31 protein-coding genes are annotated in these 23,311 nt (G+C 47.9%); 18 read left to right on the top strand and 13 right to left on the bottom strand.

Annotation, left to right across the window (positions count from 1 at the left end; translation table 11 throughout):
- Positions 1 to 7: 7 nt before the first annotated feature.
- A complete protein-coding gene (locus H6G00_RS32900; protein WP_190799961.1) occupies positions 8 to 538 on the bottom strand; it encodes an RNA methyltransferase in 531 nt (176 codons plus the stop codon).
- A 696-nt stretch (positions 539 to 1,234) separates the two neighbouring features.
- Between H6G00_RS32900 and H6G00_RS32895 the strand changes: the two genes are divergently transcribed.
- The 5 genes from H6G00_RS32895 to H6G00_RS32880 all read left to right on the top strand — a co-directional run bounded on the left by H6G00_RS32895 (position 1,235) and on the right by H6G00_RS32880 (position 3,686).
- Complete coding sequence (locus H6G00_RS32895; protein WP_190799960.1) at positions 1,235 to 1,480, top strand: hypothetical protein; 246 nt, start codon at positions 1,235 to 1,237, stop codon at positions 1,478 to 1,480.
- 371 nt (positions 1,481 to 1,851) lie between these two features.
- Positions 1,852 to 2,976 carry a DUF3800 domain-containing protein gene (locus H6G00_RS32890; protein ID WP_190799959.1) on the top strand — a complete coding sequence of 375 codons (1,125 nt, stop codon included), beginning with the start codon at positions 1,852 to 1,854 and terminating at the stop codon, positions 2,974 to 2,976.
- Positions 2,977 to 3,053: 77 nt separating this feature from the next.
- The gene (locus H6G00_RS36410) at positions 3,054 to 3,179 is read left to right on the top strand and encodes a hypothetical protein (RefSeq protein ID WP_277882021.1); all 126 of its coding nucleotides are present in this window, start codon (positions 3,054 to 3,056) and stop codon (positions 3,177 to 3,179) included.
- Between the two features lie 15 nt (positions 3,180 to 3,194).
- Entirely contained in the window at positions 3,195 to 3,398 is a 204-nt protein-coding gene (locus H6G00_RS32885) for a hypothetical protein (protein WP_190799958.1), read from the top strand.
- 90 nt (positions 3,399 to 3,488) lie between these two features.
- A complete protein-coding gene (locus tag H6G00_RS32880) occupies positions 3,489 to 3,686 on the top strand; it encodes a DNA-binding protein (RefSeq protein ID WP_190799957.1) in 198 nt (65 codons plus the stop codon).
- 169 nt (positions 3,687 to 3,855) lie between these two features.
- Here the strand turns inward: H6G00_RS32880 and H6G00_RS32875 are convergent, their stop codons facing one another.
- Complete coding sequence (locus tag H6G00_RS32875; protein ID WP_190800043.1) at positions 3,856 to 5,223, bottom strand: TldD/PmbA family protein; 1,368 nt, start codon at positions 5,221 to 5,223, stop codon at positions 3,856 to 3,858.
- A gap of 154 nt (positions 5,224 to 5,377) precedes the next feature.
- On the opposite strand from H6G00_RS32875, the gene H6G00_RS32870 reads away from it, so the two are divergent.
- From H6G00_RS32870 to H6G00_RS32860, 3 genes are all read left to right on the top strand, one after another.
- On the top strand, positions 5,378 to 5,713 hold the full coding sequence (locus H6G00_RS32870; protein WP_190799956.1) for a nucleotidyltransferase domain-containing protein: 336 nt from the start codon (positions 5,378 to 5,380) through the stop codon (positions 5,711 to 5,713).
- Positions 5,710 to 5,883: a HEPN domain-containing protein gene (locus tag H6G00_RS32865; protein ID WP_190799955.1), complete on the top strand. Its 174-nt coding sequence runs from the start codon at positions 5,710 to 5,712 to the stop codon at positions 5,881 to 5,883. Before H6G00_RS32870 ends, H6G00_RS32865 begins: the two co-directional genes overlap by 4 nt.
- A 339-nt stretch (positions 5,884 to 6,222) precedes the next feature.
- Positions 6,223 to 6,618 (top strand): MarR family transcriptional regulator, encoded by a 396-nt coding sequence (locus H6G00_RS32860; RefSeq protein ID WP_190645099.1) that lies wholly within the window; start codon positions 6,223 to 6,225, stop codon positions 6,616 to 6,618.
- On the opposite strand, the gene H6G00_RS32855 is transcribed toward H6G00_RS32860, so the two are convergent.
- A complete protein-coding gene (locus H6G00_RS32855) occupies positions 6,615 to 7,394 on the bottom strand; it encodes a class I SAM-dependent methyltransferase (RefSeq protein ID WP_190799954.1) in 780 nt (259 codons plus the stop codon). The two genes, H6G00_RS32860 and H6G00_RS32855, sit on opposite strands and share 4 nt — an antisense overlap.
- A 209-nt stretch (positions 7,395 to 7,603) precedes the next feature.
- Between H6G00_RS32855 and H6G00_RS32850 the strand changes: the two genes are divergently transcribed.
- The 4 genes from H6G00_RS32850 to H6G00_RS32835 all read left to right on the top strand — a co-directional run bounded on the left by H6G00_RS32850 (position 7,604) and on the right by H6G00_RS32835 (position 10,475).
- Positions 7,604 to 7,798, top strand: a complete 195-nt coding sequence (locus H6G00_RS32850) for a CDGSH iron-sulfur domain-containing protein (RefSeq protein WP_190799953.1) — start codon at positions 7,604 to 7,606, stop codon at positions 7,796 to 7,798.
- 67 nt (positions 7,799 to 7,865) lie between these two features.
- A complete protein-coding gene (locus H6G00_RS32845; RefSeq protein WP_347278256.1) occupies positions 7,866 to 8,321 on the top strand; it encodes a DoxX family protein in 456 nt (151 codons plus the stop codon).
- Between the two features lie 173 nt (positions 8,322 to 8,494).
- Positions 8,495 to 9,481, top strand: coding sequence for a glutathione S-transferase family protein (locus H6G00_RS32840; protein WP_277882020.1), 987 nt, complete (start codon positions 8,495 to 8,497; stop codon positions 9,479 to 9,481).
- Positions 9,482 to 9,506: 25 nt separating this feature from the next.
- The gene (locus H6G00_RS32835; protein WP_190799952.1) at positions 9,507 to 10,475 is read left to right on the top strand and encodes a glutathione S-transferase family protein; all 969 of its coding nucleotides are present in this window, start codon (positions 9,507 to 9,509) and stop codon (positions 10,473 to 10,475) included.
- Positions 10,476 to 10,493: 18 nt separating this feature from the next.
- Here H6G00_RS32835 and H6G00_RS32830 read toward each other — a convergent pair whose 3' ends face one another.
- Both H6G00_RS32830 and H6G00_RS32825 read right to left on the bottom strand, forming a co-directional pair.
- Positions 10,494 to 11,228 carry an anti-sigma factor gene (locus H6G00_RS32830; RefSeq protein WP_190799951.1) on the bottom strand — a complete coding sequence of 245 codons (735 nt, stop codon included), beginning with the start codon at positions 11,226 to 11,228 and terminating at the stop codon, positions 10,494 to 10,496.
- Between the two features lie 9 nt (positions 11,229 to 11,237).
- A complete protein-coding gene (locus H6G00_RS32825) occupies positions 11,238 to 11,825 on the bottom strand; it encodes a sigma-70 family RNA polymerase sigma factor (protein ID WP_190799950.1) in 588 nt (195 codons plus the stop codon).
- A 454-nt stretch (positions 11,826 to 12,279) separates the two neighbouring features.
- On the opposite strand from H6G00_RS32825, the gene ndhC reads away from it, so the two are divergent.
- The 3 genes from ndhC to H6G00_RS32810 are packed head-to-tail and all read left to right on the top strand — an operon-like array spanning position 12,280 to position 13,896.
- A complete protein-coding gene (gene ndhC, locus H6G00_RS32820) occupies positions 12,280 to 12,642 on the top strand; it encodes a photosynthetic/respiratory NAD(P)H-quinone oxidoreductase subunit C (protein ID WP_190645069.1) in 363 nt (120 codons plus the stop codon).
- Positions 12,633 to 13,364 carry an NADH dehydrogenase subunit K gene (locus H6G00_RS32815; protein ID WP_190799949.1) on the top strand — a complete coding sequence of 244 codons (732 nt, stop codon included), beginning with the start codon at positions 12,633 to 12,635 and terminating at the stop codon, positions 13,362 to 13,364. Before ndhC ends, H6G00_RS32815 begins: the two co-directional genes overlap by 10 nt.
- Positions 13,357 to 13,896, top strand: a complete 540-nt coding sequence (locus H6G00_RS32810; RefSeq protein ID WP_190678930.1) for an NAD(P)H-quinone oxidoreductase subunit J — start codon at positions 13,357 to 13,359, stop codon at positions 13,894 to 13,896. The genes H6G00_RS32815 and H6G00_RS32810 overlap by 8 nt, the downstream gene beginning before the upstream one ends.
- Before the next feature lie 202 nt (positions 13,897 to 14,098).
- Here the strand turns inward: H6G00_RS32810 and H6G00_RS36945 are convergent, their stop codons facing one another.
- The 3 genes from H6G00_RS36945 to H6G00_RS32795 form a co-directional block, all read right to left on the bottom strand.
- Positions 14,099 to 15,190: a GNAT family N-acetyltransferase gene (locus H6G00_RS36945; protein ID WP_199318857.1), complete on the bottom strand. Its 1,092-nt coding sequence runs from the start codon at positions 15,188 to 15,190 to the stop codon at positions 14,099 to 14,101.
- Positions 15,191 to 15,472: 282 nt separating this feature from the next.
- The gene (locus tag H6G00_RS32800) at positions 15,473 to 15,862 is read right to left on the bottom strand and encodes an alr0857 family protein (RefSeq protein WP_190799948.1); all 390 of its coding nucleotides are present in this window, start codon (positions 15,860 to 15,862) and stop codon (positions 15,473 to 15,475) included.
- A 221-nt stretch (positions 15,863 to 16,083) separates the two neighbouring features.
- Positions 16,084 to 16,350 carry a hypothetical protein gene (locus H6G00_RS32795; RefSeq protein WP_190799947.1) on the bottom strand — a complete coding sequence of 89 codons (267 nt, stop codon included), beginning with the start codon at positions 16,348 to 16,350 and terminating at the stop codon, positions 16,084 to 16,086.
- 123 nt (positions 16,351 to 16,473) lie between these two features.
- On the opposite strand from H6G00_RS32795, the gene H6G00_RS32790 reads away from it, so the two are divergent.
- Positions 16,474 to 16,809: a hypothetical protein gene (locus H6G00_RS32790; protein WP_190799946.1), complete on the top strand. Its 336-nt coding sequence runs from the start codon at positions 16,474 to 16,476 to the stop codon at positions 16,807 to 16,809.
- A 45-nt stretch (positions 16,810 to 16,854) separates the two neighbouring features.
- On the opposite strand, the gene H6G00_RS32785 is transcribed toward H6G00_RS32790, so the two are convergent.
- The 5 genes from H6G00_RS32785 to H6G00_RS32765 form a co-directional block, all read right to left on the bottom strand.
- Positions 16,855 to 17,685 (bottom strand): M48 family metallopeptidase, encoded by an 831-nt coding sequence (locus H6G00_RS32785; protein WP_190799945.1) that lies wholly within the window; start codon positions 17,683 to 17,685, stop codon positions 16,855 to 16,857.
- Positions 17,686 to 17,751: 66 nt separating this feature from the next.
- Complete coding sequence (locus H6G00_RS32780) at positions 17,752 to 18,552, bottom strand: hypothetical protein (RefSeq protein ID WP_190799944.1); 801 nt, start codon at positions 18,550 to 18,552, stop codon at positions 17,752 to 17,754.
- 471 nt (positions 18,553 to 19,023) lie between these two features.
- Positions 19,024 to 19,722 (bottom strand): TIGR00266 family protein, encoded by a 699-nt coding sequence (locus tag H6G00_RS32775; protein WP_190799943.1) that lies wholly within the window; start codon positions 19,720 to 19,722, stop codon positions 19,024 to 19,026.
- Positions 19,723 to 19,818: 96 nt separating this feature from the next.
- On the bottom strand, positions 19,819 to 20,496 hold the full coding sequence (locus H6G00_RS32770) for a TIGR00266 family protein (RefSeq protein WP_190799942.1): 678 nt from the start codon (positions 20,494 to 20,496) through the stop codon (positions 19,819 to 19,821).
- 23 nt (positions 20,497 to 20,519) lie between these two features.
- Positions 20,520 to 21,182, bottom strand: coding sequence for a TIGR00266 family protein (locus H6G00_RS32765; RefSeq protein WP_190645079.1), 663 nt, complete (start codon positions 21,180 to 21,182; stop codon positions 20,520 to 20,522).
- Between the two features lie 86 nt (positions 21,183 to 21,268).
- Between H6G00_RS32765 and rsmA the strand changes: the two genes are divergently transcribed.
- Positions 21,269 to 22,093, top strand: a complete 825-nt coding sequence (rsmA, locus tag H6G00_RS32760; protein ID WP_190799941.1) for a 16S rRNA (adenine(1518)-N(6)/adenine(1519)-N(6))-dimethyltransferase RsmA — start codon at positions 21,269 to 21,271, stop codon at positions 22,091 to 22,093.
- A gap of 544 nt (positions 22,094 to 22,637) precedes the next feature.
- Entirely contained in the window at positions 22,638 to 23,201 is a 564-nt protein-coding gene (locus H6G00_RS32755) for an RICIN domain-containing protein (RefSeq protein ID WP_190799940.1), read from the top strand.
- Positions 23,202 to 23,311 lie beyond the last annotated feature (110 nt).

Genomic DNA, 23,311 nt, shown 5'->3' with positions numbered 1-23,311 from the left:
CTTTCCTTTAGGTTTCATCAGAATGCTGTTTCACATATTCGTAAATGGCGATCGCCCCTGCCGTCTGCACGTTCAAAGACTCCACTAACCCAAACTGCGGAATCATCACCATCTGATCACACAATTCCAGCACATTTGAGGGAATGCCTGTGAGTTCTTGTCCGAGAATCAGAACAGACTGACGCGGAAAGGTGAACTGGGTTAAAGGAATTGCTTCTGGGCTGGTGTGAAGAGCAATGAGATTGTAGCCTGACTGCTGTTGTTGGGTAAGCAAGGTGAGCAAGGATTCAACGGGACAAATGGTGAATGGTTGCCAGTGGTGAGTGGAAGCGGACAGATTTTTGAAGGCAGGAGTTTGGATGATCGCCCCATCTGCTAGCACCAGCGATTCCAACCGAAACGCCTCAGCTGTGCGACACAAACCACCCAGATTTGCCGGATTTTGTACCAGAGTGGCACAAACAATCAAACTGTGACGGGACAAGTTTGCGTAACCTTCGCGGCTAACCGTTCGATTCCCTACAACTCGATTTGCCACAGTTCAACTTACGCCAGTGCATTCTGCCAATAAATATACAGGACTGCTTCTGTTTGCGTATGTCCTACTCGACTCAGAAAATTAATTTTCAAACTCAAAAACCTGATTTTAGATTTAAAAACAAGGTTTCAAACTCGTAAACCTGTTTTAGAAGTTTAAAACAAGGTTTTAAACTCAAAAACCTGATTTCAAACTTAAAAACCTTGTTTTAAGCTTGTAAACCTTGTTTTGAAATTTAAAAACCTTGTTTTAAACTCTTAAACCTGTTTTTGTTTACATTTTCTAGAAAACATACTGGTAAGAGGAGCGATCGCCCTCCTCATCTCCTCAAAAACTTCGTAACTTACCACCTTGACGAGATACCGTTCACTCAGATATGCTGTCACGCTAAGGTTGTATTTTTTACTTGCGGCAACCTGATAGAACCCAAAGATCTAGCGCCGCTCAAAGCTGTTGGCCCAGCAATGAGCGACTAACCCCCAAACTGGTAGAAGCAGTCTGGCGGCTAACGGTGAATTTTAACACTCCCTTAGCCATCCCGACTTGTCATGTCAAAGAAGCGTTGCAAACCCTTTAGAGAATGAAAGTGAGTTTACTCACTTTTCGTTCTCCCACTCACTTTTGCAGCGCGTGAAATTAGTGCGGGGTGGCTAGGTTTTTGGGGTTTCTTTGCAAACCCTAACGGAGTCACAACTCATGTCTCACTGTTTCGTAGAATCTCTCAACTGGGCAACCGTTGAGGGAGAAGCTTCTCCTATCCCGCTCCCTGAACGCGAACGAGTTCGAGTCCTGATTATTAGCTCTCGTGATGGCGTAATCAGCACCATTCACGAACTCCACAGTCGCGGCTTTGCCGAAGCAGGCGCATGGAGTCCATTGTTACCCGCACCCGATACGGGTGAAGTGATGAGTATCTTAATGCGCGATCGCCAAAAAGGATAAGGATCAGAGGGAAGGGGCGATCGTTCTGGGAGGGGGCGATCGCTCTAAGCCAAGCAACATCTCGACCTAACGCTAAAACGATGCAAGGTTAACCATTAACTGAATCTCTGACCTTGTGTAAGTATGGGGAATCATTCCGTATCTCTACTTCATTAGCACATTATGCAGAATGATTCTGCATAACCATCCGTACAGGCATCTTATACGGAAGATTTTGGGCTAATAATATTGTTAGTTGACTACGCATCCAGGTAATAGGCTTTCTACTGTATTGACTCCTTTACATCTCAAAGGCGTTCGATGCCATGTTGATTGAAGTAGGAATTTTAGACTTTAGTTAGAATATATTTCAATTTAAGATCCAATGTTTTATGAATAACGAAGAAACGACTGCTCTCGAACCTATACAGTTAGAGATTGCAGAAGAGGCTACTGAACTCACCAAAGAGCAAAAAGTTGACCTTGAACGAGAATCGTTACTTAATAAATTAGCGGAATCCAATTTAGATGGAGTACGTGAAAAAGTAGCTTTTATTCTAAATCATTACCCTGAAGCACGAAATTCAGATAACGCCCTTGCATGGAGATTTTGGAGGGTTTTTGAACCTGAATATGCTGGATATGGAGTGATTGATGAAGAAAAAATGCAAAAGCTAACAAAATTGACGTCGATCACAAGAGCACGGGCAAAGATCCAAAATGAATACAAACTGTTTTTGGCAGATACAGAAGTCAGGAATCATCGAAGGGATAAAGAGGAAGATGAGAAGAATAAGCAATTAGCTGACAAGCCACCTGATATTCCAGAAATAAGTTTCTATGTAGATGAGAGTAGCAAAAATGGAAAATATTCAATTGTAGGAGGGCTATGTAGTCCAGGTGATGTGCAGTCTTATACATTGCTGGTCAATTTAACCCAATGGAAAGTAAAGAAAGGTATTTCATATGAGTTCCATTTTACAAAGTTGAGTAGACAAAGGTTGGAAGAATATAAAGAGTTCTTCACCACAGCTCTTAGTCATTTTGACACTTTTAGCTTTAAGGCTGTAGCTCTTGAGCAGGCTGGAACTCGCAAGAGTTCTAATGAGATCATTCGAGAACTACACTATCAACTTGTTCACATAGGAATTAAACATGAAGTTCAGACTAAGCGGTTAACTTTACCTCGGTATGTCAACATTTACAAAGATAAAGAAGACGGAACAGATAAACTAGAAATGGCAAGGTTGGAACAAGATCTACATGCCTCCTTCACTAAACACTTTGAAAATGAAGCTACCCTCAAGCGATTAGTTGCTATTGAGTCGGCAGAAAATTTTTACATCCAATTGTCAGACCTGTTTATTGGAAGTGTGGCACGTATTTTGAATAGGGAGGAGAACAATCCTCAACTCAACCATAAAGATGCTTTGGCAGACTACATTATTTCCTTGCTACGGCTAGATTTATCGGGTAAGTCAACTTATCAAGATTCAGCTTTTGTTCATTTTTTATGAATTTAATTTCTTACCTTGCTAACTCTTTAAATTAAAAGGTGAAGGTAAACGCCAGCTAACAACCCTGGTGCGGCGGATTGACCCAAGCCGCTTGTGGTGTTGCAAAGGTATCTGCAACCGCTGACCAGGAACGTTATGCTGTCTGCACGCATCGCCTTGAAGGTAGCAGTAAGGCGATCGCACAAACAGGAACTACAGCATAATCTCATGCAACAGATATGCTAAAAACGCTTTGGGCTACGGTTCGGCAAGGAAAAATTGAGCTATTGGAGTTAGCAGAACTACCGGAAGGGGGAAGGGTGCTGGTGACAGTTTTACCTGACGATGAGGTTGAATTTTGGTTGAAAGCAAGCCAAACCTCACTTGATGCAGTTTGGGACAATGGTGAGGATGATGTGTATGCCCAGCTACTCCAAGCATGACATTATTCTGGTGCTTTACGACTGTACAAAAGCTTGCCAGTTAGTTGCGAATGTTAGACTCTACTCAAAACCATGAGGAGAGCGATCGCTGTGGTTTCTATCACCATTGATCTCTCAGATAGCCAATTTCAAAAGCTACAAGACTTGGCAGCAGCGCATGGAATTGCGTTCGAAGTTTTGTTGAAGGCAAGCTTAGAGGATTGGCTCAATTCTCAAAAGAGCGAGTTTCTTGATGCAGCTAATTATGTGCTGACAAAAAATGCTGAACTGTACCGGCGTTTAGCATAGTGCGTTTTCTAACATTGATCGAGGTGTTAGAACAACTACATCGCAGTGCGATCGCCACCTTGTAGGGTGCGTTGCGTGACAAGCAAACGCACCGTTTTATTTAGCACAACAACAGGGTGGATGGGACAATCCACCCTGCAACTTCCTTAATTCTCGATCGCCAGCTACTTTAGCGCCCACCTACAACAACGTTCTTAATCCGAACATGAGGACCACCAACGCTGACGGGTAGAGGAGATTGACCACCCTTACCGCAACCGCCATTCGTGTAAACAGAATCGCTGCCGATCGCCTCAATGTCCTTCAACGTCTGGAAGACATTGCCGCTGAGGGTGACATCGCTAACCGGTTCAGCAATTTTGCCATCCCGAATCATGAAGCCTTCAGCCGCTGCAAAAGTGAACATCTCACCATTGGTTTGTCCGCCTAACATGCGAACGGCGTAGACTCCTTCCTCAATGTCGCCAATCATTTCTTCAAAGGTGCGATCGCCTGGTTCGATTCCGGTATTCGTCATTCGCACGATTGGCGGATGGGTTGCATTCATTGCTCTCGCATTGCCCGTTGGCTGCTCGTGCATCTTGCCTGCGGTTTCCCGGTTGTGTAAGCGCTGGGTCAACACGCCATCCTTAATCAAAAACTTGCGCTGCGCCGGAACGCCCTCATCGTCATACTTCAAGGAACCGGGGAGGTCAGGCATTGTGGCATCGTCTACCACATTCAGTTGAGGAATCCCAAGAGGTTTGCCCACGACCAGCAGTTCCTGCATTCTGGGATTCTCATAAACAAAATCTGCCTCTGAGAGATGCCCAAACGCCTCGTGAATGAACACGCCTGCCAGATATGGGTCAAGCAGAACGGTGTACTGTCCGCCCTTAACCGACGTTGCGTCAAGCTGACCGATCGCTCGCTTTGCCGCACTGTGGACCCGATCCTCAGCGCCCAGCAGCACGTTGTAGTCAGAGCGAGAGTGAATCGACTCAAACCCCTGACGCACCACGCCGCCTTCACCTCTAGCAATCACGCCAAATCTACCAGAGACATCCAGCCGTTCTTGAGCAATGCAGGTGCCTAAAGAATTGACAAAATAGGTGGTGTTAAAGCGATCGCTATACCCTGACATCGTCGTTTGAATGCGCGGATCGGTATCCAGCAACAGTTGATTGTAGCGCTCAACGAGTTGCCGCTTTTCCTCTAAGGAAATGCCTCTGGGATCTCTGCCAAACTTTACCGACACGTAATCTTGAATGGGTTCCACATCGGCTAGCTGTGTAGTTTCGCTGCCGACCAGGTGAGCCTGGGCGATCGCCTCTTCAATCCGTCCCTTTAGCTCAGACAACCCGTTGAATGTGACAAAACTCCAGCCACCTTTGTGACAGGCGCGAATTCCACCCGACAGAGAAAAGCTGCGGTCTACCGCATCCAACTGCGCCCCGCGATAGGAAATGACGCTAGCCTCACCCTGCTCTAGTCGAATTTCTAAGTAATCGACGCGATCGCGGTAAGGCGTAATCGCATCTAGCAGACGATCTTGCATGGAAGCAATAGAAATAACCACGCGCTTTTCTCTCCGACTCAATTCGTTCAGACTGACTTCCTTCAGTCTAAAACCTGTCCGAAGATTCTGGTGACTCTGTTAGATCCATATCAATTCTCAATCAAGTAGGATTTGAGCAAGCTTGAGAAATGCTATGCCTTCAACTCAACCTCGCCGCAAACTTCTAACAATCCTTACGCCTCTGCGGGAATACCTTCAGCAGGAATACCAGGAACGCCTCGATCGCATTATCTTATTTGGCTCTCATGCTAGAGACGAAGCAACGGACACCTCTGACATTGATGTCTTAATTGTTTTAGAAGATCCGGTCAATGCTAGCGAAGAACTGCGTCGCACCAGTCAATTCATTGCTCAACTATGCCTGGATCACAACCTTTTGATTTCTCGACTATTTATGGGGCGATCGCGGTTTGAAACTGAGAACTCACCGCTGCTACGAAACATTCAGTCTGACGGAATTGTCCTATGACCCCAGAACAACAAGCCCTGCTTCACAAAGCACAACGTAGCCTGGAAGCGTCTCAAAATTTGATTGAACAAGGATTTTATGAGTTTGCAGTATCTCGTGCTTACTATGCCATGCTCGTGCAGACTATGATCCTGTTCCTGAATTATCTCAGCGAGATGCCAAAACGCTAGTTGAGCAAGCTCAAGCTTTTCTAACTGTTGCTTTACAAAACTTAGACTCTAGCAGCAGGTAAACGACTAGCAGGTCAAATTTGACTGAAAGGCTACTTGTCATTCCCAATGACCAAGCAGGAGCATACAAGTCTCTCCTGAGAGTGGCAGCATTTCCAGGTTTTTTGGTTTATGCTAAAAATGGTTTGCATTAGTACTTCTTTGTGGTAAACCAAACGTAGTTTAAGAAATTGGAATAACAGCGTGGAGCGATCGCCAACCGACCAGACTTTAATTGACCAGCCCCCTGACCAACCGCTTGATGCCAAAAGGGCTGCCAAACAGCCGTTTGTACCCGTGATGCGAGAGTTAGTGAGAGCCTATCAGGCGTTTGAAAGTTATACCGATGAAAATATCCGCCAACTGGGGCTGACTTCCCCTCAATTTGATGTGATTGCCACCCTGGGAAATACTACGGGCATGACGATGAATACGCTAGCTGAGAAAACCCTGGTGACTAAGGGAACGCTCACTGGCATTGTCGATCGCCTGGAAAAAAAGGGATTTGTCCGACGTGAAGTGCCAGAGGGCGATCGCCGCTGTTTTGTCATCGTGCTAACCCCCGAAGGGGAGCAACTGTTTGAGCAAGTTTTTCCGGCTCAGATTGCCTACATCAAACAGCGATTTGACAAGCTCGATTCGTCCGATCTGGAAGAAATTTTGGCAGCGCTAAAGAAACTGCGGAGTATTTTCTAACTTTTCCTAGTACACCAAAAAACCTCTGTGCGATAGGGATGCTCAATGATGGGGCGATCGCGTGTTTGAGGATGATGTTCAAGTAATTCACGCACTTGCCGAAGAACGGTTTGCTGTGTTTGAGCATTGAGTGCGGCAATGAAACTAATAGAAGCAACTCGATCAATAGCTGCGTCCAGATCATACTGATGTGCATAGGAAAAAATTTGAGTTTCGAGCGGTGTGAATAAGTCCGTTTGCTCAAACGCTGTTCGCCACTGTCCGGTTCGATAACGGGGTGCATCTCCCTCGTGGGGCGTAATGATTGCTGAGATTTGCGCTACCCAATCTACTGACTCATCGCGAACATTCCAAATCAACCCAAGGTAGCCACCCGGCTTTAGCACCCGATGAATTTCTGCTAACGCCGCTTCTCCCTGAAACCAGTGAAATGCTTGAGCGACGGTAACTACATCAGTCGAAGCAGCGTCTAAGGGAATGGATTCAGCGGTTCCGTTAAGAACAGGTATATTCGGCAAAAGCGCTTCAAATTTTTGCCGCATCCCTTCAACTGGCTCGATCGCCACGACTTGACAGCCCAAATCTTGTAACTGCCGGGTAAATTTACCTGTTCCTGCTGCCAGATCTACGACCGTTGTGGCAGATGAAAGGTTGAGCGTTTGCTGCAAAAACTCAATCGCTGCGGCAGGATAGCCAGGTCTGCCTCGTTCATAGGCATCAGCCCCAATCTGAAAACCTTGACGTGCAGCAGCGTGAACAGAATTGGCAGTAGTCATTTCCTTGAAACAAGCTCTAGGGTCTACTTCATCTTCGGTGCAATTGGCGATTCGCTCAAATTATCTTCGAGGCAAACAGGATTTTCCACTTTTAATTGTTTGCATTCAAACAATAACCGTGATAGAACATGAAAGTACTGGTTCAAACAGTGCAGAAGCAGATTGTATCGGTTCAAATATATTTGGAACTTTGATTAGGAGCGATCGCCATGACTCAACCTTCAACTAGCCGCGAACCCTTTGTATTACCTCTGGATGCAGGCACTTACTGGATCTGTAGCTGTGGGCAAAGCAAAAATGCGCCTTACTGCGATGGTTCTCACAAGGGCACCCCATTCCAGCCGATCGCATTAGAACTTGAAGCACCACAGACCGTTGTAATTTCTGACTGGGCAAAGCAATAGAGCGGTAGGGCAATAGGTACGCAAGGCAGTAGAGACAGACACACCCAGGAAATGCGAGGAAAACACCGTGAAAATTAAAATTTTGGCTCCTGATTCGGCTTCTTATCCCAATTCACAACCCACTAGCACTACTCAAGCAAGTAATGACAGGGACATCGTTCCCCTGATTGCCCGAATTTTGTTGTCTTCGATTTATCTGGTGTCCGGCGTAAACAAAATTCTGAATCCGGTAGGCACCCAGGAATACATGGCAGCTAACGGTATGTTTTGGACGGGATTGTTTTTAGTATTGGCGATCGCCATTGAACTAGCTGGCGGACTTTCCCTGCTGCTGGGCTACAAAACTCGCCTCGGAGCGATCGCGCTGGTGATTTTCCTGATTCCCGCCACGCTGATCTTTCACACCAACTTTGCCGATCCGATTCAGCAAATCATGTTTCTCAAAAACCTGGGATTGCTCGGCGGTCTGCTCCTGGTTATGCAATACGGACCTGGACGCATCAGTCTCGATCGCACCCGCTAAACCTCTTCTCGTTCCAAGGCTCTGCCTTGTAATGCCTCTGGTGAGGCTCTGCCTCGTAGAAATTGCAAGAGACAGAGCCCCAACTGGGGCATCCCCAGGTAGAACCTGGAGACGAGGCTTTAAACGAGTTTCTGTGTAAGAGATCTGAATACCAAAACTACTGGAGCAAACCGATGGCACTGGGAATGTTGGTTGATGGCAAGTGGGTTAAAGACTGGACAGAGCGAGACGAGAAGGGCAGATTTAACCGAATGCCGACTCACTTTCACAACACAGTGACAGCAGATGGCTCCAGCGGCTTTAAAGCTGAACCAGGACGCTATCACCTCTACGTGTCGCTAGGTTGTCCTTGGGCACATCGCACCGTGATCATGCGAAAGCTGAAAGGCTTGGAGGATGTAATCAGCCTGTCAATTGTTGATCCGGTAATTAGTGAGGAAGGCTGGACGTTCTCTGATGCGCCAGAATGTATTCCCGACGTGGTGAACGGCACTCACTATTTGCGCGAAGTTTACACACTGGCAGATCTTAATTACTCAGGACGAGTCACCGTTCCCGTGCTGTGGGACAAGCAGACAGGCGCAATTGTCAATAATGAATCACGCCAAATCATTCGGATGTTTGACACCGAGTTTGCGGCTTTTTCTACGACCGGGGCTGACCTCTATCCCAAAGATTTTCAGCAACAGATTGATCAGACCATCGACGAGATCTATCAGCCCATCAACAACGGGGTATATCGGTCTGGATTTGCCAATTCACAGGAGGCTTACGAGGAAGCGGTGACAGAGCTATTCGCCGCTTTGGATCGGTGGGAAGAGGTGTTGGAAAATCAAAGATATTTGTGTGGCGATCGCTTCACCGAAGCTGACATCTGCATGTTCACCACGCTGTTTCGGTTTGACCTGGCTTATCACGGTCTATTTAAGTGCAACCTGCGGCGACTGGTCGATTACCCCAACCTGTGGGGCTATCTGCGCGATCTTTACCAGCATCCAGGTGTGGCAGAAGTATGCAGCATTGAACACGTTAAACGGCTCTATTACGCCGGAATTCCTCAACTGAATCCTAATCGCATCGTTCCGCTGGGTCCAGCGATAGATTTTAGCGCCCCACACAATCGCGCTAGGCTGGGCAATAGAGAGATGGCGATTCGGTAGATTTCAAGCAGTCAGGGAGAAGATTATGGGACTCGGCATGTTGATGGATGGGAAGTGGGTCACAGAACGGGAACAAGAAGACAAAAAAGGTAAGTTTGTCCGCCCCTCGACCACGTTTCGTAACTGGATCACGGCAGATGGTTCTAGTGGGTTTAAGGCTGAGCGCGATCGCTATCATCTCTACGTCTCTCTGGCTTGCCCCTGGGCGCATCGCACGCTGATCATACGTCAGCTCAAAGGACTGAGCGATGCAATCTCCGTATCAATTGTCGATCCTGAACTAGGTGACAACAGTTGGGAATTCTCCGATGGCGAAGGCTGCATTCCCGACACCGTGAACCACACCCGTTACCTGTGGGAGCTTTACACGAAGGTTGAATCAGACTACACCGGACGCGTCACTGTTCCAGTACTGTGGGATAAGCAAAAAGGCACCATCGTCAACAACGAATCTCGCGAGATCATTCGCATGTTAGACACTGAGTTTGGTGGAATTGCCAAACCCGATGCAGACCTCTATCCCGAAGCGCTCCAGCAACAAATTGATGAAACCATCGACGCAATCTATCGACCGATCAACAACGGAGTTTATCGCGCCGGATTTGCCACCACTCAGGAAGCCTACGAAGAAGCCGTCACCGAGCTATTCGAGAATTTAGATCATTGGGAAACGGTGCTAGGCAAGCAACGATATTTGTGTGGCGATCGCCACACCGAAGCCGACATCTGCATGTTCACCACGCTGCTACGCTTCGACGCAGTCTACTACGTTCACTTCAAGTGCAACCTGCGCCGCATTGTGGATTACCCCAACCTCTGGGGCTACTTGCGCGATTTATATCAGCACCCCGGTGTTAAAGAAACCTGTAACCTCGACCACATCAAGCGCCACTACTACAAGAGCCACCCCAAGGTAAACCCAACCCGCATTGTTCCTAAAGGGCCCATTATCGACTTTGAAACTCCTCACAACCGTGATACTAAATTCAGCTAATCCCTAATACCCAAACCCTTACAAACTGCTTTGCATCACTAAAGGGCCTTCTGGAATTGGAGGCGCTGTAGACGACTCCAGTGTGATCAGCAGTTGAATTTCCTCAGTTGGAATAGCATCTCTAGGAATCGAAAGCTGAGCTAGCGTTTCTCCCTGAGCAGTTGTGCCAAATTGACCATAATAAATGGGTTCTGTGCTGCCAGGAGTCAGTCCCCAGAGCCGATAAGCTTGTCCTGCCGAAGGTTCCGGCAAATTCTGCACAGTGACTAAAATTTGATCTTGATTAGGATTTACGACCAACCGACCGGAAGCAGCTGTTGTTTCCCCGGTTCCTTCCAGGGCATAGACTTCGGTTTCAGGCTGACGTAGCGCTTGAATGACCGCATCTGCACTTTCCAGATCTTGGCGGAGACGGTAATTGTCCAGTCCCAGGGCGATCGCCAGAAACGCAGCAACAGCTCCACCCATTTCCAGCCAAATTCGACGACGGGCACGTCTGTGGGGTCTAGCGGGGCGATCGCCCTCTTGCACGGCATCTAAAATCGCTGCACGCAAATGAGCTGGAGGTTCCTGCTGCGGCAGACCATAGGGCAATAAGTCCAAAACTTCCTGAAGCTGCTTAACTTCTCCCCTCAGCTCAGGATTTTCATTAAGCAATCGTTCAACAATCTCAGCCTCTTCAGGGTCGAGATCATCAAGGGTATAACCCGCTATCAATTCTTCCCAGTTTTCATGAAGGGAGGGTCTGATCATGGTGTGTCACTACTGAATAAAATCCCGCAAATGTTGTTTGAGTTTCAAAAGTCCCTGACGAGTTCGGGTTTTGACGGTACCTAACGGAATGCCCAACCGCTGGGACATTTCTGACTGACTCAATCCCTCGAAATAGGCAATTTCTAGAACCTGTCGTTCTGAGTCCGGTAGCCGAGCTAACGCCTCTCGGATCAGTTGCGATCGCTCGTTGATTGAAACTTGCTCTAGCGGGTTAGCTGAAATTTCTTCAGCCGTTGAAATTCGCTTCCAGCGCTGAAGAAATCTCAGCTTTGTGTTGCGCGATCGCAAGCGGTCAATCGATCGAGAGCGAGTCATGGTTACCAAAAAGCTGCTCAGCGAGCCGCGAGTTGGGTTGTAATTGTCCTTGTGCCAGAGTGCCAAAAAAATCTCTTGCGTGACATCTTCAGCTTCCTCAGAATTAGACAAAACCCTCAGTGCTAGCCCGTAGACCAAATTTGAGTAGCGGTCATATAAAGCACTCAGCGCTTCAATACGACCCGCTTTTAGCGCCAAAAATAGGTCTGCGTCAGTTTGGTCTGACGCAGATGGCTCAGGCTTGGGAGAATCAGGATGCATTGCGTCTGATCAACGACTCCAAGATTAATAAAGGAAGGAGCAATTTCATCCCTGGCCACGCACCTCTATGCAGGTCTATATGCAATACGAGTAACAAGTGGCGATCGGATTTCAAATCTGTGTAAGTTCAGATTAAGGGAGGATACTCCAAAAAAATAGATCCAAGGGCGAATCAAGCGCCGAAAGAGCAGACATCCTAATCGACTTTCCCTTAACTCAGCCGAAGTAATTTTTCTCACAAGGTACTGATGCCCATCTAAGTTAAAGTCCAGCCTAGATAAACGTCCGCTCGCTTCCAGGATTCAGTACAGGAATCAATCCACGACTCTCTAACCTAAACAATTCACTATTGATCCAATAACAGGTTCGTATAGACAGGAGCAGATTTCCGATTTCTTATAATGTAAAAAGCAAGTAACATTGTTACTGAGTCAATCCTACAAAAGCAGAAATTGTGTTTGTCCTCAACGGCTACGAATATTTTTTGGGCTTCCTGCTCATCTGTAGTCTGGTTCCTGTCCTGGCCTTTGTGACCGCCAGGCTTGTTCGACCCCACCCTGAAGGCGTAGAGCGAAGAATCACCTATGAGTCTGGGATGGAGCCAATTGGTGGAGCCTGGATTCAGTTCAACATTCGCTATTACATGTTTGCGCTAGTCTTCGTCATTTTCGACGTTGAGACAGTGTTTCTTTACCCCTGGGCTGTTGCATTCAACCAACTTGGGCTACTGGCCTTTGTGGAAGCCCTGATATTTATTGCAATTCTTGTCGTTGGTCTCGTTTACGCATGGAGGAAAGGCGCACTGGAATGGTCATGAATCCTAGTACTTCAACCCCCGAAAATACAGCTATTATTAGCCCAGCCGAGTATCCCCAAGTCACCCAGGACTTATCAGAAAACGTAATTCTGACCACGCTGGATGACCTGCATAACTGGGCAAGACTTTCGAGTCTGTGGCCCCTCTTGTATGGCACTGCCTGCTGCTTTATTGAGTTTGCAGCGCTGATTGGCTCTCGATTTGACTTCGACCGCTTTGGTCTGGTTCCCCGTTCTAGCCCGCGTCAAGCTGACCTGATCATCACCGCCGGAACCATTACGATGAAAATGGCTCCCGCGCTGGTGCGGCTGTATGAGCAAATGCCTGAACCCAAGTATGTGATTGCAATGGGTGCTTGCACGATCACAGGCGGCATGTTCAGCACTGATTCTCCTACCGCGGTTCGAGGTGTGGATAAGCTAATTCCAGTAGATGTTTACATTCCTGGATGTCCTCCCCGTCCTGAAGCAATTATTGATGCAATTATCAAGCTGCGGAAAAAGATCTCGAATGAATCTTTGCAGGAACGTGGAATAGGCGCGCAGACCCACCGCTACCGCACTGTTTCTCATAATCTAAACATCGTGCCCGACATTCTGACGGGTAAGTATCTGCAGGCAGAGGCTCGACAAGCACCGCCTAAAGAACTGATGGAAGCAATGGGTATGCCCATCACACCAGCCCTCCAGGAAGTTGAGAAAGAGGAGAGCGATCGTGGCTGAAGAAGCTAAGCAGGAAGGCACTCAGGCTGAAGAGCAGGGTGATGCCAAAATTGTCGAAGCTGGCAAAGTGTCTAGCTGGCTGACTGAGAATGGATTTGAGCATGAGTCGCTAGAAAAAGACCACAGCGGTGTTGAAGTGCTCAAAGTTGATCGAGAGTTTTTGCTGCCCTTTGCGACTGCCCTTTACGCTTACGGTTTCAATTACTTAGCGTGTCAGGCTGCCTACGACACTGGTCCAGGAGGCGATCTGGTCAGCACCTACCACCTGCTCAAGCTGAGCGATAATGCAGACCGTCCTGATGAAGTTCGCCTAAAAGTGTTCTTGCCTAGAGAAGATCCGAAGGTGCCTTCGGTCTATTGGATCTGGAAGGCAGCAGACTGGCAGGAGCGAGAAAGCTATGACATGTATGGGATTGTCTATGAAGGACACCCCAACCTGAAGCGCCTCCTGATGAATGAAGACTGGGTTGGCTGGCCGTTGCGGAAAGATTATATTTCTCCAGACTTCTACGAACTTCAGGACGCCTATTAGAGGAATGAAGGATGAGGGGTGAAAGCCCTTGATTTCTGTTTTAGGCTTTAGCTTGAGAATGAGTCATCCACCAAGTCGTCATACTGATTACTTGAATTAGAACAAAAGAGGGTGAAGGTTAAGCCTTCACCCTCTTTTTTATTGCCGCAGTTCTACGCTGCTACGAGTATCAACGTGTTCAAGTTAGAAGTATCAAAGCTGCCTAACTCAGCGGTTTGACGAAAGACAGACTGGCGTGAACTTTGCGGAATCCTGTGGACTCGTACAAAGTTTGGGCACAGTTAGGGTTTTCGGTGTCTACACCGAGTTTTGCAGTGTCTACTCCAGCGGCTTTGAGTTGTTGTAGACCTGCTAGCAGCATGGCTCTTCCCAACCCCAAGCGACGAAATCCGCGACGCGTGCCCACCATGCCGACCCAACTATCGCTGCGTCCCGTTTGGCGATTTTCCTCAATGGGAATGTGGCAATAGCAGAAGGCGGCAAAGGTGCCGTCTGGGGCGATCGCCACCAGATCCAACTCCGGTCGATAGTTAGGGTCGCTCAGCCAGTGCCGATGGACCTCAGCCGCCAATGGATGATAGTTCCAGTGGTCAATAAATGACTGGTTGTGCATTTCGACCCAGGCTTCAATGTCTGCTTCTCCCTGGCTGTGCCGGATGGTGAAGCCTTCCGGTAGTTGGGGTGCGGGAATGGGTTGAGTCAGCGATCGCTCCATTCTCAGGAATCGCCGCACAAAGGTAAAGCCATGCTCTTCCAACAGTGCGATCAACTCGGTTTGCTTATCGCGAGCGTGACCGTAGAGCTTTACAGGAATGCCTCGCTCCAGCCAGATTTCGTGCATCCGGGCTTCACCCCAGGCAATGATTTCGGACTCAAGCCTGTCGCCACGAGCGTCAGGATCAACTCGGAACCAGAGGTGTCCGTCTACTTCAGGGCTGTCTGAGTGGAGTGGAATCCACATTTGCCCAAAGCCGATTAGCTTACCGTCGCCATCGTGCCACAGCCGCAAGTTACGAGCTGCGTCAAAGCTCGGTTCGCTAAACTCCAGCCGCAAATCTTGCACAGAATGATAGTTATCAAGCTGGTCTACGGCTTCGCAGGTGTTGAGCAGATGGGCGATCGCCTCCAAATCGGTTTCACCCGCGTAGGGGCGCATTCTTAAAGTCATCATGGCGTATTGCACCTGTTTATAGGAATAAACGTCGCTCCAGATGATGCGTTGATCTGGCGTGACGAACTTGCTGGGTTGTATGAGTTTGAGTTTGAAAATGAGTTTGAGAGTTTGAGCTAGCACGGTTGGGTCTAGAAACCTCTTCTGGTGGAGGTTTGTGCCGCTCAAATGAACGAACGTAGAGTAATAACATGGCTGTCCGGGAAGAAGTAGGTTGGAAGAATTGCGTTATACTACAATATACTACTTAAACACTACAAACTCCTGAGTGGTTCACAAATTCGTCAAGATTTAGGCAATTAGGCTCGAAATGGGCGATCGCCATAGGAAATTCAGATCTTCAGCTTCTTTGATAGGCTGAAGATCTCGGTGCTGCATTCCTAGTGATCTGATGAGCTAGAATCTTTACCGCCGCAGCGGGGAGGCGCGGTTCTGGGTTTCACGCCAGAGTTTGAAGATCAGCCATTCCGTGCGATCGCCCAAACTTGCCACAAACACACCATTAACCTCTTCTGAGCTAGAGCAAACCCAGGTACCGTGCAGGCTCACCTCAACGTACTCAGCGTCACTTTTGGTCAGGGTGACTGTGCCATAGGTTTCTTGTTGAATGGCAGACTCAAGCGATCGCAGTCCGACCAGGTTGGTGGGCAACAAGAAAGCAGCCGTCCCGCGCTCAACAATCAAACGCTGTCCGGTTCGCAGTGACAAAATCACCCGTAGCGTCATCCAATCTTCAACTGATTGGGGTAAATGTTCTAGATGTAGACCCGTTTCCGTGTAGGTAAATTTCAGCATCACCGGGGACTCCCTTCGGATTTCTTCAGGCTTCTGGGTTTTCAGAACTGTCCATCGGACGAAAGTGGGGCACGAACTTGGTTCTAGCTAGGTAGCTGTTCTAATGGGTTAATGCGAGTGCGTGAGCAACGAGTGACTTAGCAATTTCAATAACTTCACAGACAAGAACCCCCGCTTCCGTAACTTAGAAGCGGGGGCTGGAAAAACTGGTTCAGGTTTTTCTAGTCCTCTCCGGGTACAGCAGTTCTTGACCTGTACCGCCCGCCTCGTGAGTCTGGTTCATCTACTGGCAAATCGGATAGATCGATTCCCCGATTTTTTCCATCTAGTCTGGTGACTATGCCAAAGCCAAAGCCTCGCATCTCTTCGCCTGCGACCAGATTGCCAGCACCATCGCCACCCGCAGCAATCGCCGCCAGCAACGCAAAAGCCAAGCTTTGAGGCTCGGCAGCGTGGCATGAAGTGCAAAGGGTGGATGGGTAACTCACAGGTTTATTTGCTGAAACATATTGCTTGATTCTGACATTCAATATACTACACTCGTGTTACGAAGGTGTCTACACATCTTCAAAAAAACTCAACTAGACCTTATCTATTTCAGGAGGACTGAAATGTACACGATGAATCGCACGGCAACAACAGAAATGGAAGTAACCAGCATCCGGCTGGAGCGAGATCTCAAAGACCGACTCAAAGATTTGGCAGGCAACCAGGGCTATCAAGCTTTGATTCGGGATGTGCTGTGGAATTATGTGCAGCAAAAGTCTGGAGACTATCAGCCACAATTGTCGCCAGAGGAAATACGAGCCAGCGTAGAGGCTACAGCTCAAGCAGAAGAACGGTGTGTGTTAACGGGCAAGTTAATCAGACCCCAGGAACGGATGCTATTGGGGTTAACCAAGAGCGGCGAGATGGTGCCTCTCAGTGTGGAGAGCTTAGCCAGGTAAGTTCAAGCTGGTTACTTCAAGTTTTTAGTGAGTGGCAGATGGTCGTTACAGGTCTGCCAACGGAGCAGGGAGAGGCGATCGCTCACCCAGGTCATAGCCCTTAGCGATCGCCCGCTCCAGCCGCTGCACTCGTTTGTTTGAGTTAGGATGGGTTGCCAAAAAGTCGATATTTGCCCCTTCTTGCTGACTCAGCCGCTCAAAAAAGTCTGTGGCTCCAGCAACATGTCCATAGGTTTGCTGCAAAAGATTTAAGCCAAATTCATCCGCCTGCAATTCCTGCCCTTGGGAGAATTGAGCATTACTGATGCTGGACAGTCCAGAAATCGCTACATCCTGGAGTCCACCTGTATCCCCAAAGAAAACGGCAATGAGTAACTGCAAGACTAATCCTCTACTCAGCCGCCGCAGATGGTCACGGTTAGCAAAATGCCCCAATTCGTGCCCCAGCACCATCATTAGCTCATTCTCTGATTCTGTCTGAGCCAGTAGTCCCCGGTAGATGATGACGCGATCGCCCGGAATCGCGATCGCATTCACCGTCGCATCAGGAATGTATAGCACCTGGTAGTCGTGATCTTGCTGTTGCTCAGGGGGAAGATTTGCCTCCAGGCGATCAAGCAATTGATTGAGCGAGTCTTGAGCCGCCGATGGTTCTGCCATTTGCTCAAACACAGGCACGGTGAATGTACCCAATTGCCGCTCGACGCTAGGCGGAATTAGCCAGACCAACCCATTCACCAGCGCCCCAAATAGCCAGAAGGCAAAAAACACAACCGCGATGATTAATCCAACGACGAGTAAAATTTGCCGCTTTTTAGGTTCTGGGTTGCGATCGCTGCGGTAGCTTGCCGTTCCAGGCGGTAATTCAATAGGCATGAATCGAAAGAATGAGGAATGAAGGATTTGTTGATTTCCAAGCTCTAATGTCGAAGACTGAATTGTTTAACTATCGCTTTCCAAGCAAGGTTGAAAATGAATTTTAGCTTTTTCCTTCAGCAGCAAAAGCAACTGTTGAAGACCTTCAGCATCACGGCGAATCATCTCAGGGTCATGAGTATTCCATAAAAAACCTGCTTCATCGGTATGCTCTAATTGCCAAATAATATGATGAATATGATTAAATCTTCCCCACGCTACTAGTCCTAGAGTAATAGTTCCATCCCGTTTAATGCTGATAGCAAAGGGAAATACTGAGGGAATATCAATGACCTCAGCCCAGATTGGATCTTCTGGATTACCAAATGCTGATCCGCGACATATTTGAGCATGAGGACGCTCAATTTGATAGAACTCCTGTAGCGTTTGTTCAAAAATATCAACAAACTCCAACGTCTCTGGAGTTACATGAGATGAGAGAACAACTGGAATATCTGTTCGATAGGGAGGTTCTTCATACGAAGGATTGAGAGAAAGAGTTTCAGGAGGATTAAACCCTAGCTCTGCTCTTAAAATTTGAGGCTCAGGGAATTCGGCTGTTGGAATGAATGTAAGTCGGATCAGCTCAGGGGCAGATTGAGGACTGTCACTTATTTCAGATGTGTACTCATCAAATCCATTCAGTCTACTCGCCTCATCAACAGTTAAATAACGAGTTTCAAACAACAACTGATAATGGCCCTTTCCGCTAATATCAAGCGTTGGATATCCATTTCCCGCATCACACACGATAATTGGTTCAAATTCTGGTCTTATTGTGAAGGGTACGGCGATCGCTCTAACAGTTTCAGGCTGAAGTTCTAGCATGTCTGAAGCGTAAATTTCGGTCCAATGGTTTCCTAAATGTCCAAAATGTCCAAGTTGAAAGAAGATGATAAAGTCAGGGTACCAGATGAACTTCTGAGCAGTTCCAGTAGCGAAAACTTCCCCAGAAACTTCCCTGACGTATTCCGAAGGACGGGAAATACAGATTAGACTACTAGCAGTCCTCAGAGCCATCATTAACTTTGCCATCTCTGTCACCCTTCAGCTATTTTTCCCTTGGCTTCCAACCTCCCGCTTCTCGGATTTAGTAGGAAGCTAGCATTATCAAACTCTAATGCTGGTAGTACCATCGATAGATTTGGGGACGAGGATTTTCCGAAACGCCCCTTAACATTCAGGATAAATTTTTAGCCCAACACCCTGTAGGGGCGTAGCATTCGGGCAAAGATTCTCGGTCTGTTCCACGGTCTACTTGCCGAATGCTACGCCCCTACGGAAGCTTTATCTTTTAGGCTAACTGCTCTTAACAGGACGGAAAGGATGGATGAAGTTGACGAAGGGGTAAAGCTGACGTGACTGAATCCACAATCTGCCTGTGCCGCTAAATCGGCAGACAAAGCCTTCTCCGCCAAAGATACCAGTTCTCAAACCTTTGAACGACAAGCCGCCCAACATCTCAACGTTGTAGTTAAGCGTGTCTTCAAAAGCAACGATGTAGCCCGTATCTACGACATAATCTCCGGTCACGGGAATCTCGATGATTGCGCCAAACGAGCTAAACCAGAAGTCACCATAGCCCGTCACCTTCAGCAAGAACAAAGACTCGCCGCTAAAGAAGCCTTTGAAGCCCTGAAACTTACTGTCAATGGTGACGGTAGGGCTAGCTGCGATAAAGCCTGAAGATTGCACCATCAAACCGCTATTGCCGTCAAAACAATAATGCCGAATGTCTCCCGGTACTCCTGGTGAAATCAGCAGTTCTCCGGGCTTGCCCTCAGCGGTAAATTCGCTGACAAACAGCGACTCGCCACCCAACATGCGCCCCAGTCCTTTCATCAAGCCGCCTTGCACTTTAGACTTCATCTTGATGTGAGAGTCCATTGCTGCCATTGCACCCGATTCGACCAGGACGGTCTGGTTTGCTTGAAGTTTGAGCGTTAAAGCGGCGTAGGCAGGAGAATGCTGAATCTCATAAGCAGTTTCAGTAGTCATATTAATTGCTTAAGAATGAGTAGTTTACTAATTTGTGGAGCAGGCAAGATACCTGCTTGAGATGGACGGGCAGGATGCCCATCCCCACAAGTGGGTTTACCGGGGTGGCAATTTGCTGCCAATCAATCTGCCAAATGCGCCAGGGTTGTGAGTTTGGCAGAACAGCCGCCCCTGCCCCTGGAACCGACAAATCAGGCCTTCTCCACCCAAAAATGCGCCGACCCAGCTTGAGCCTGCCTTTGTAATTGAGAAATTCAACGTTTTTTCAAAGGCGACGATGTGCCCTGTATCAACGATGTATTCGCCATCTACCTTAATTTCGTAAATGCCGCCAAAGGCGCTGAGCAGCACCAGTCCACTACCGCTTGCAGTCAGCCAAAAAACTGATTCCCCTGAAAAGACGGACTTTAGCCCTTGAAATCCTAAGTCGAGGTCAACTCCGGGCGTGCTAGCCAAATATCCGGTGGATTGAACTACGAGGTCATGGGCACCCATCTGGTAGGGCAGAATGTCGCCCATCAGCTTTGGAGCCAGGTAAATTTCGGCGGATGCTGAGCCAGAGCGGAAGACGCTGAGAAACATCGATTCCCCGGCCAGCATTCGCTTCAATCCGCCAAAAACGCCTCCTCCTTTGCCCTTTCGCAGCGTCGTGTTGACGTTCATGTGACCGCTCATGGAAACCATCGCGCCTGCTTCGGCAACGAGTTCTTCTTGGGGTTCCATGTCAATTTTGGCGATCGCACTATCGGGCTGATGTAAAATATCAACTTTCATTGAGAAGCCTTCTTATGTAAGAACTAGCGCAGCTTAGAGCGCAAAAACCTGACCAATCCATCACTGCTGCGAGACTGGAGATAAATGGTTCCCTGCCCGGTCAGGCGATTTACCAAGCCCTCACCTGATGTGACAGAGCCAACCAACCCACTGGCTAAGCGAATATTCATTTGGATGCTGGGTTCATAGGCAACTAGATGTCCGGTGTCTACCGTGAAATCGCCATTTACACGACGCTGGCTCAAGCCGCCATACGCGCCAAAAAACACCAGCCCACGACCGCTTAGCTTCAGCTTAAACAGCCCCTCTCCGGCAAACAAGCTCGAAAAGCCAGCCCACTGCACCCCCATCTGAACTCCGGGTGTGTGAGCAATGTAAGCACCAGGCTGAAAGCAAATCTCATTTCCCTGAAGCTCCATCAAACCGACATCGCCCACAGTAGACTGAGTTAAGACCAGCTCCAGCGGTTGCTGAGTTTCATTCGTAAATACATTGACAAAGAGCGACTCCCCACCCAGAAACTTTTTCAACAGCCCAGGAACTAGACCGCCGGAAAACTCAGTTTTCATTGAGAGCTTTGCCGCCATGCTGGCCATTGCCCCAGCTTCAGCTGTGATGCGATCGCCCGGATTTAACGTCAAAAAAACAGTTGCAAAAGCAGGTTTATAACGGATCTCGTATTTCACCCACGTACCTCATCCCAAAGACATAAATACTCTACAAATCTGGCAGGCGAAATTTCGTTCTGTGGATCTTTTAAGAAAATGTAATTATGCCTCAAGCTCGTAAACAATTTGGACAACACTGGCTGCGTAGTGAAAAGGCGTTGCAGAAAATTGTGGCAGCAGCGGGGTTAGTGGAGGGCGATCGCGTCTTAGAAATTGGACCTGGTCGAGGAGCCTTAACCCGACCGCTTTTAGAAAAGGCAGCAGCGGTAGTTGCCGTTGAGATTGACCGAGATTTATGCAAGCTGCTAGTAGAAAAGTTAGGCAAAATTGATCATTTCTTGCTGCTCCAGGGAGATGTCCTTTCCCTTGATTTAGAAGCTGCACTAGCAGCATTCCCAGACTTTCAGCAGCCCAACAAAGTGGTTGCAAACATTCCGTATAACATTACTGGTCCGATTTTAGAAAAGCTGTTGGGAGCGATCGCCACCCCAAACCCCCACCCCTTTGACGTGATCGTGCTGCTGTTGCAAAAAGAAGTAGCCCTGCGGCTGTGTGCCCGTCCCGGCTCCAGAAACTACGGGGCGCTATCGGTGCGAGTGCAGTATTTAGCTGAGTGCGAATGGATTTGTGATGTCACGGCTAAAGCCTTTCAGCCGCCACCCAAAGTTGATTCTGCTGTCGTGCGATTGCGTCCACGCCAGTTTCATCTGCCTGTAACCAATGTTCGTAAGCTGGAAACTTTGGTGAAGCTGGGGTTTGCGACAAAGCGTAAGATGTTGCGAAATAACTTGATGAGTGTGGTGGAGCGCGATCGCCTCAACCAGCTCCTAGAGCAACTCGAAATCAACTCCCAAGCCCGCGCCGAAGATTTAAGCGTCGAAAATTGGGTGGCATTGAGTAATCAGTTAGCAGAAGAGGTTAAGGACTGAGGCAAATATGTGGAAAGATTCTAGCTATTTAGCTCAAGCCGCATATTAGGCAGATTGTTTCTGCGTAAGTAGCAAATTCGGGGTGTTATGCAGAATCATTCTGCCTATTCACCAACTGTTAGGGTATTATACGGAAAATTTCAGTCTATTAATAGTTAGACCGCTAGACCTCGGTCGAGGCGGTACAGTAGAGTTATCTGTGGGCGTATAAACTTCTACTGATTTCTCACATCTGTATCATGATCTCCTAACGATAATTCCTAATGTCTGTTAGGTGACAGAAACAAGGAAGTGTATTTCGATCAGTAACTAGAGTTACCTATCAGAGTGAAATCGGAAATCTATCGGTGAGGTGCAATTTCTCAAGCGAATTTGTGCTGTTGTCCGATGCGCGATCGTTAATGACTGGCATCACCCATCTGGCTTTTCTCCGACTTTTTTCTGACTTTCTCCGACTGCCAACGTATGCAGGTAGGGCTTAGCCTGAATTCAGAAAAATTGACATTTTGTGAAAGGACAATTGCATGAGATTATCTGCTAAATTTTGCCTGGTTTACTTCTCGCACTCTCTAGCCTCACGGTTTCCCTCCTTCTAATCAAACAACCAAGTGAAGCACAAGGGGTTGATGGAAGATTTCTCAACAACTTTCTATCTGGCAAATGTATTGATGTAGCTGGTGCACCTGGGCGTAGTAATGGTGCGCCTTTGCAACTATGGGATTGTGAGCTAACAGGGGGCAATTCTGACGACAATTCAACTACTGATCAAAGGTGGGTATTTGTCAACGGCGGGTACATTAGGAATACATTGTCGGGTAAATGTATTGATGTAGCTGGTGCGCCTGGACGTAATAATGGTGCGCTGTTACAACTTTGGGATTGTGAATTGTCTGGTCGTAACCGCGATAATGGGTCAATTACAGACCAACGTTGGACAATAACAAGTAATGGTTTCATCAGAAATACATTATCCGGTAAGTGCATTGATGTGGCTGGTGCGCCCGGTCAAAGCAATGGGGCAAGGTTACAACTTTGGGACTGTGAGTTGTCTGGGCGCAATCCTAATAACGGTTCAGATACAGACCAACAATGGAGTTTTGCAGACTAAGGGGTTTGCGGAAAAATAAAGTACCCATTACTGTGGAACAATAGTGATGTCCCATTTGGGCAATGTTTCAGAACGTTGCCAGAAGGGTAAGTAGTCTTCTAACTCGTGTT

It is taken from the genome of Leptolyngbya sp. FACHB-541 (genome assembly GCF_014695875.1).
Classification (GTDB): domain Bacteria; phylum Cyanobacteriota; class Cyanobacteriia; order Elainellales; family Elainellaceae; genus JAAUTN01.
Note: the sequence above shows the minus strand (reverse complement) of the source record. Positions and strands in the feature narration are given on the sequence as shown.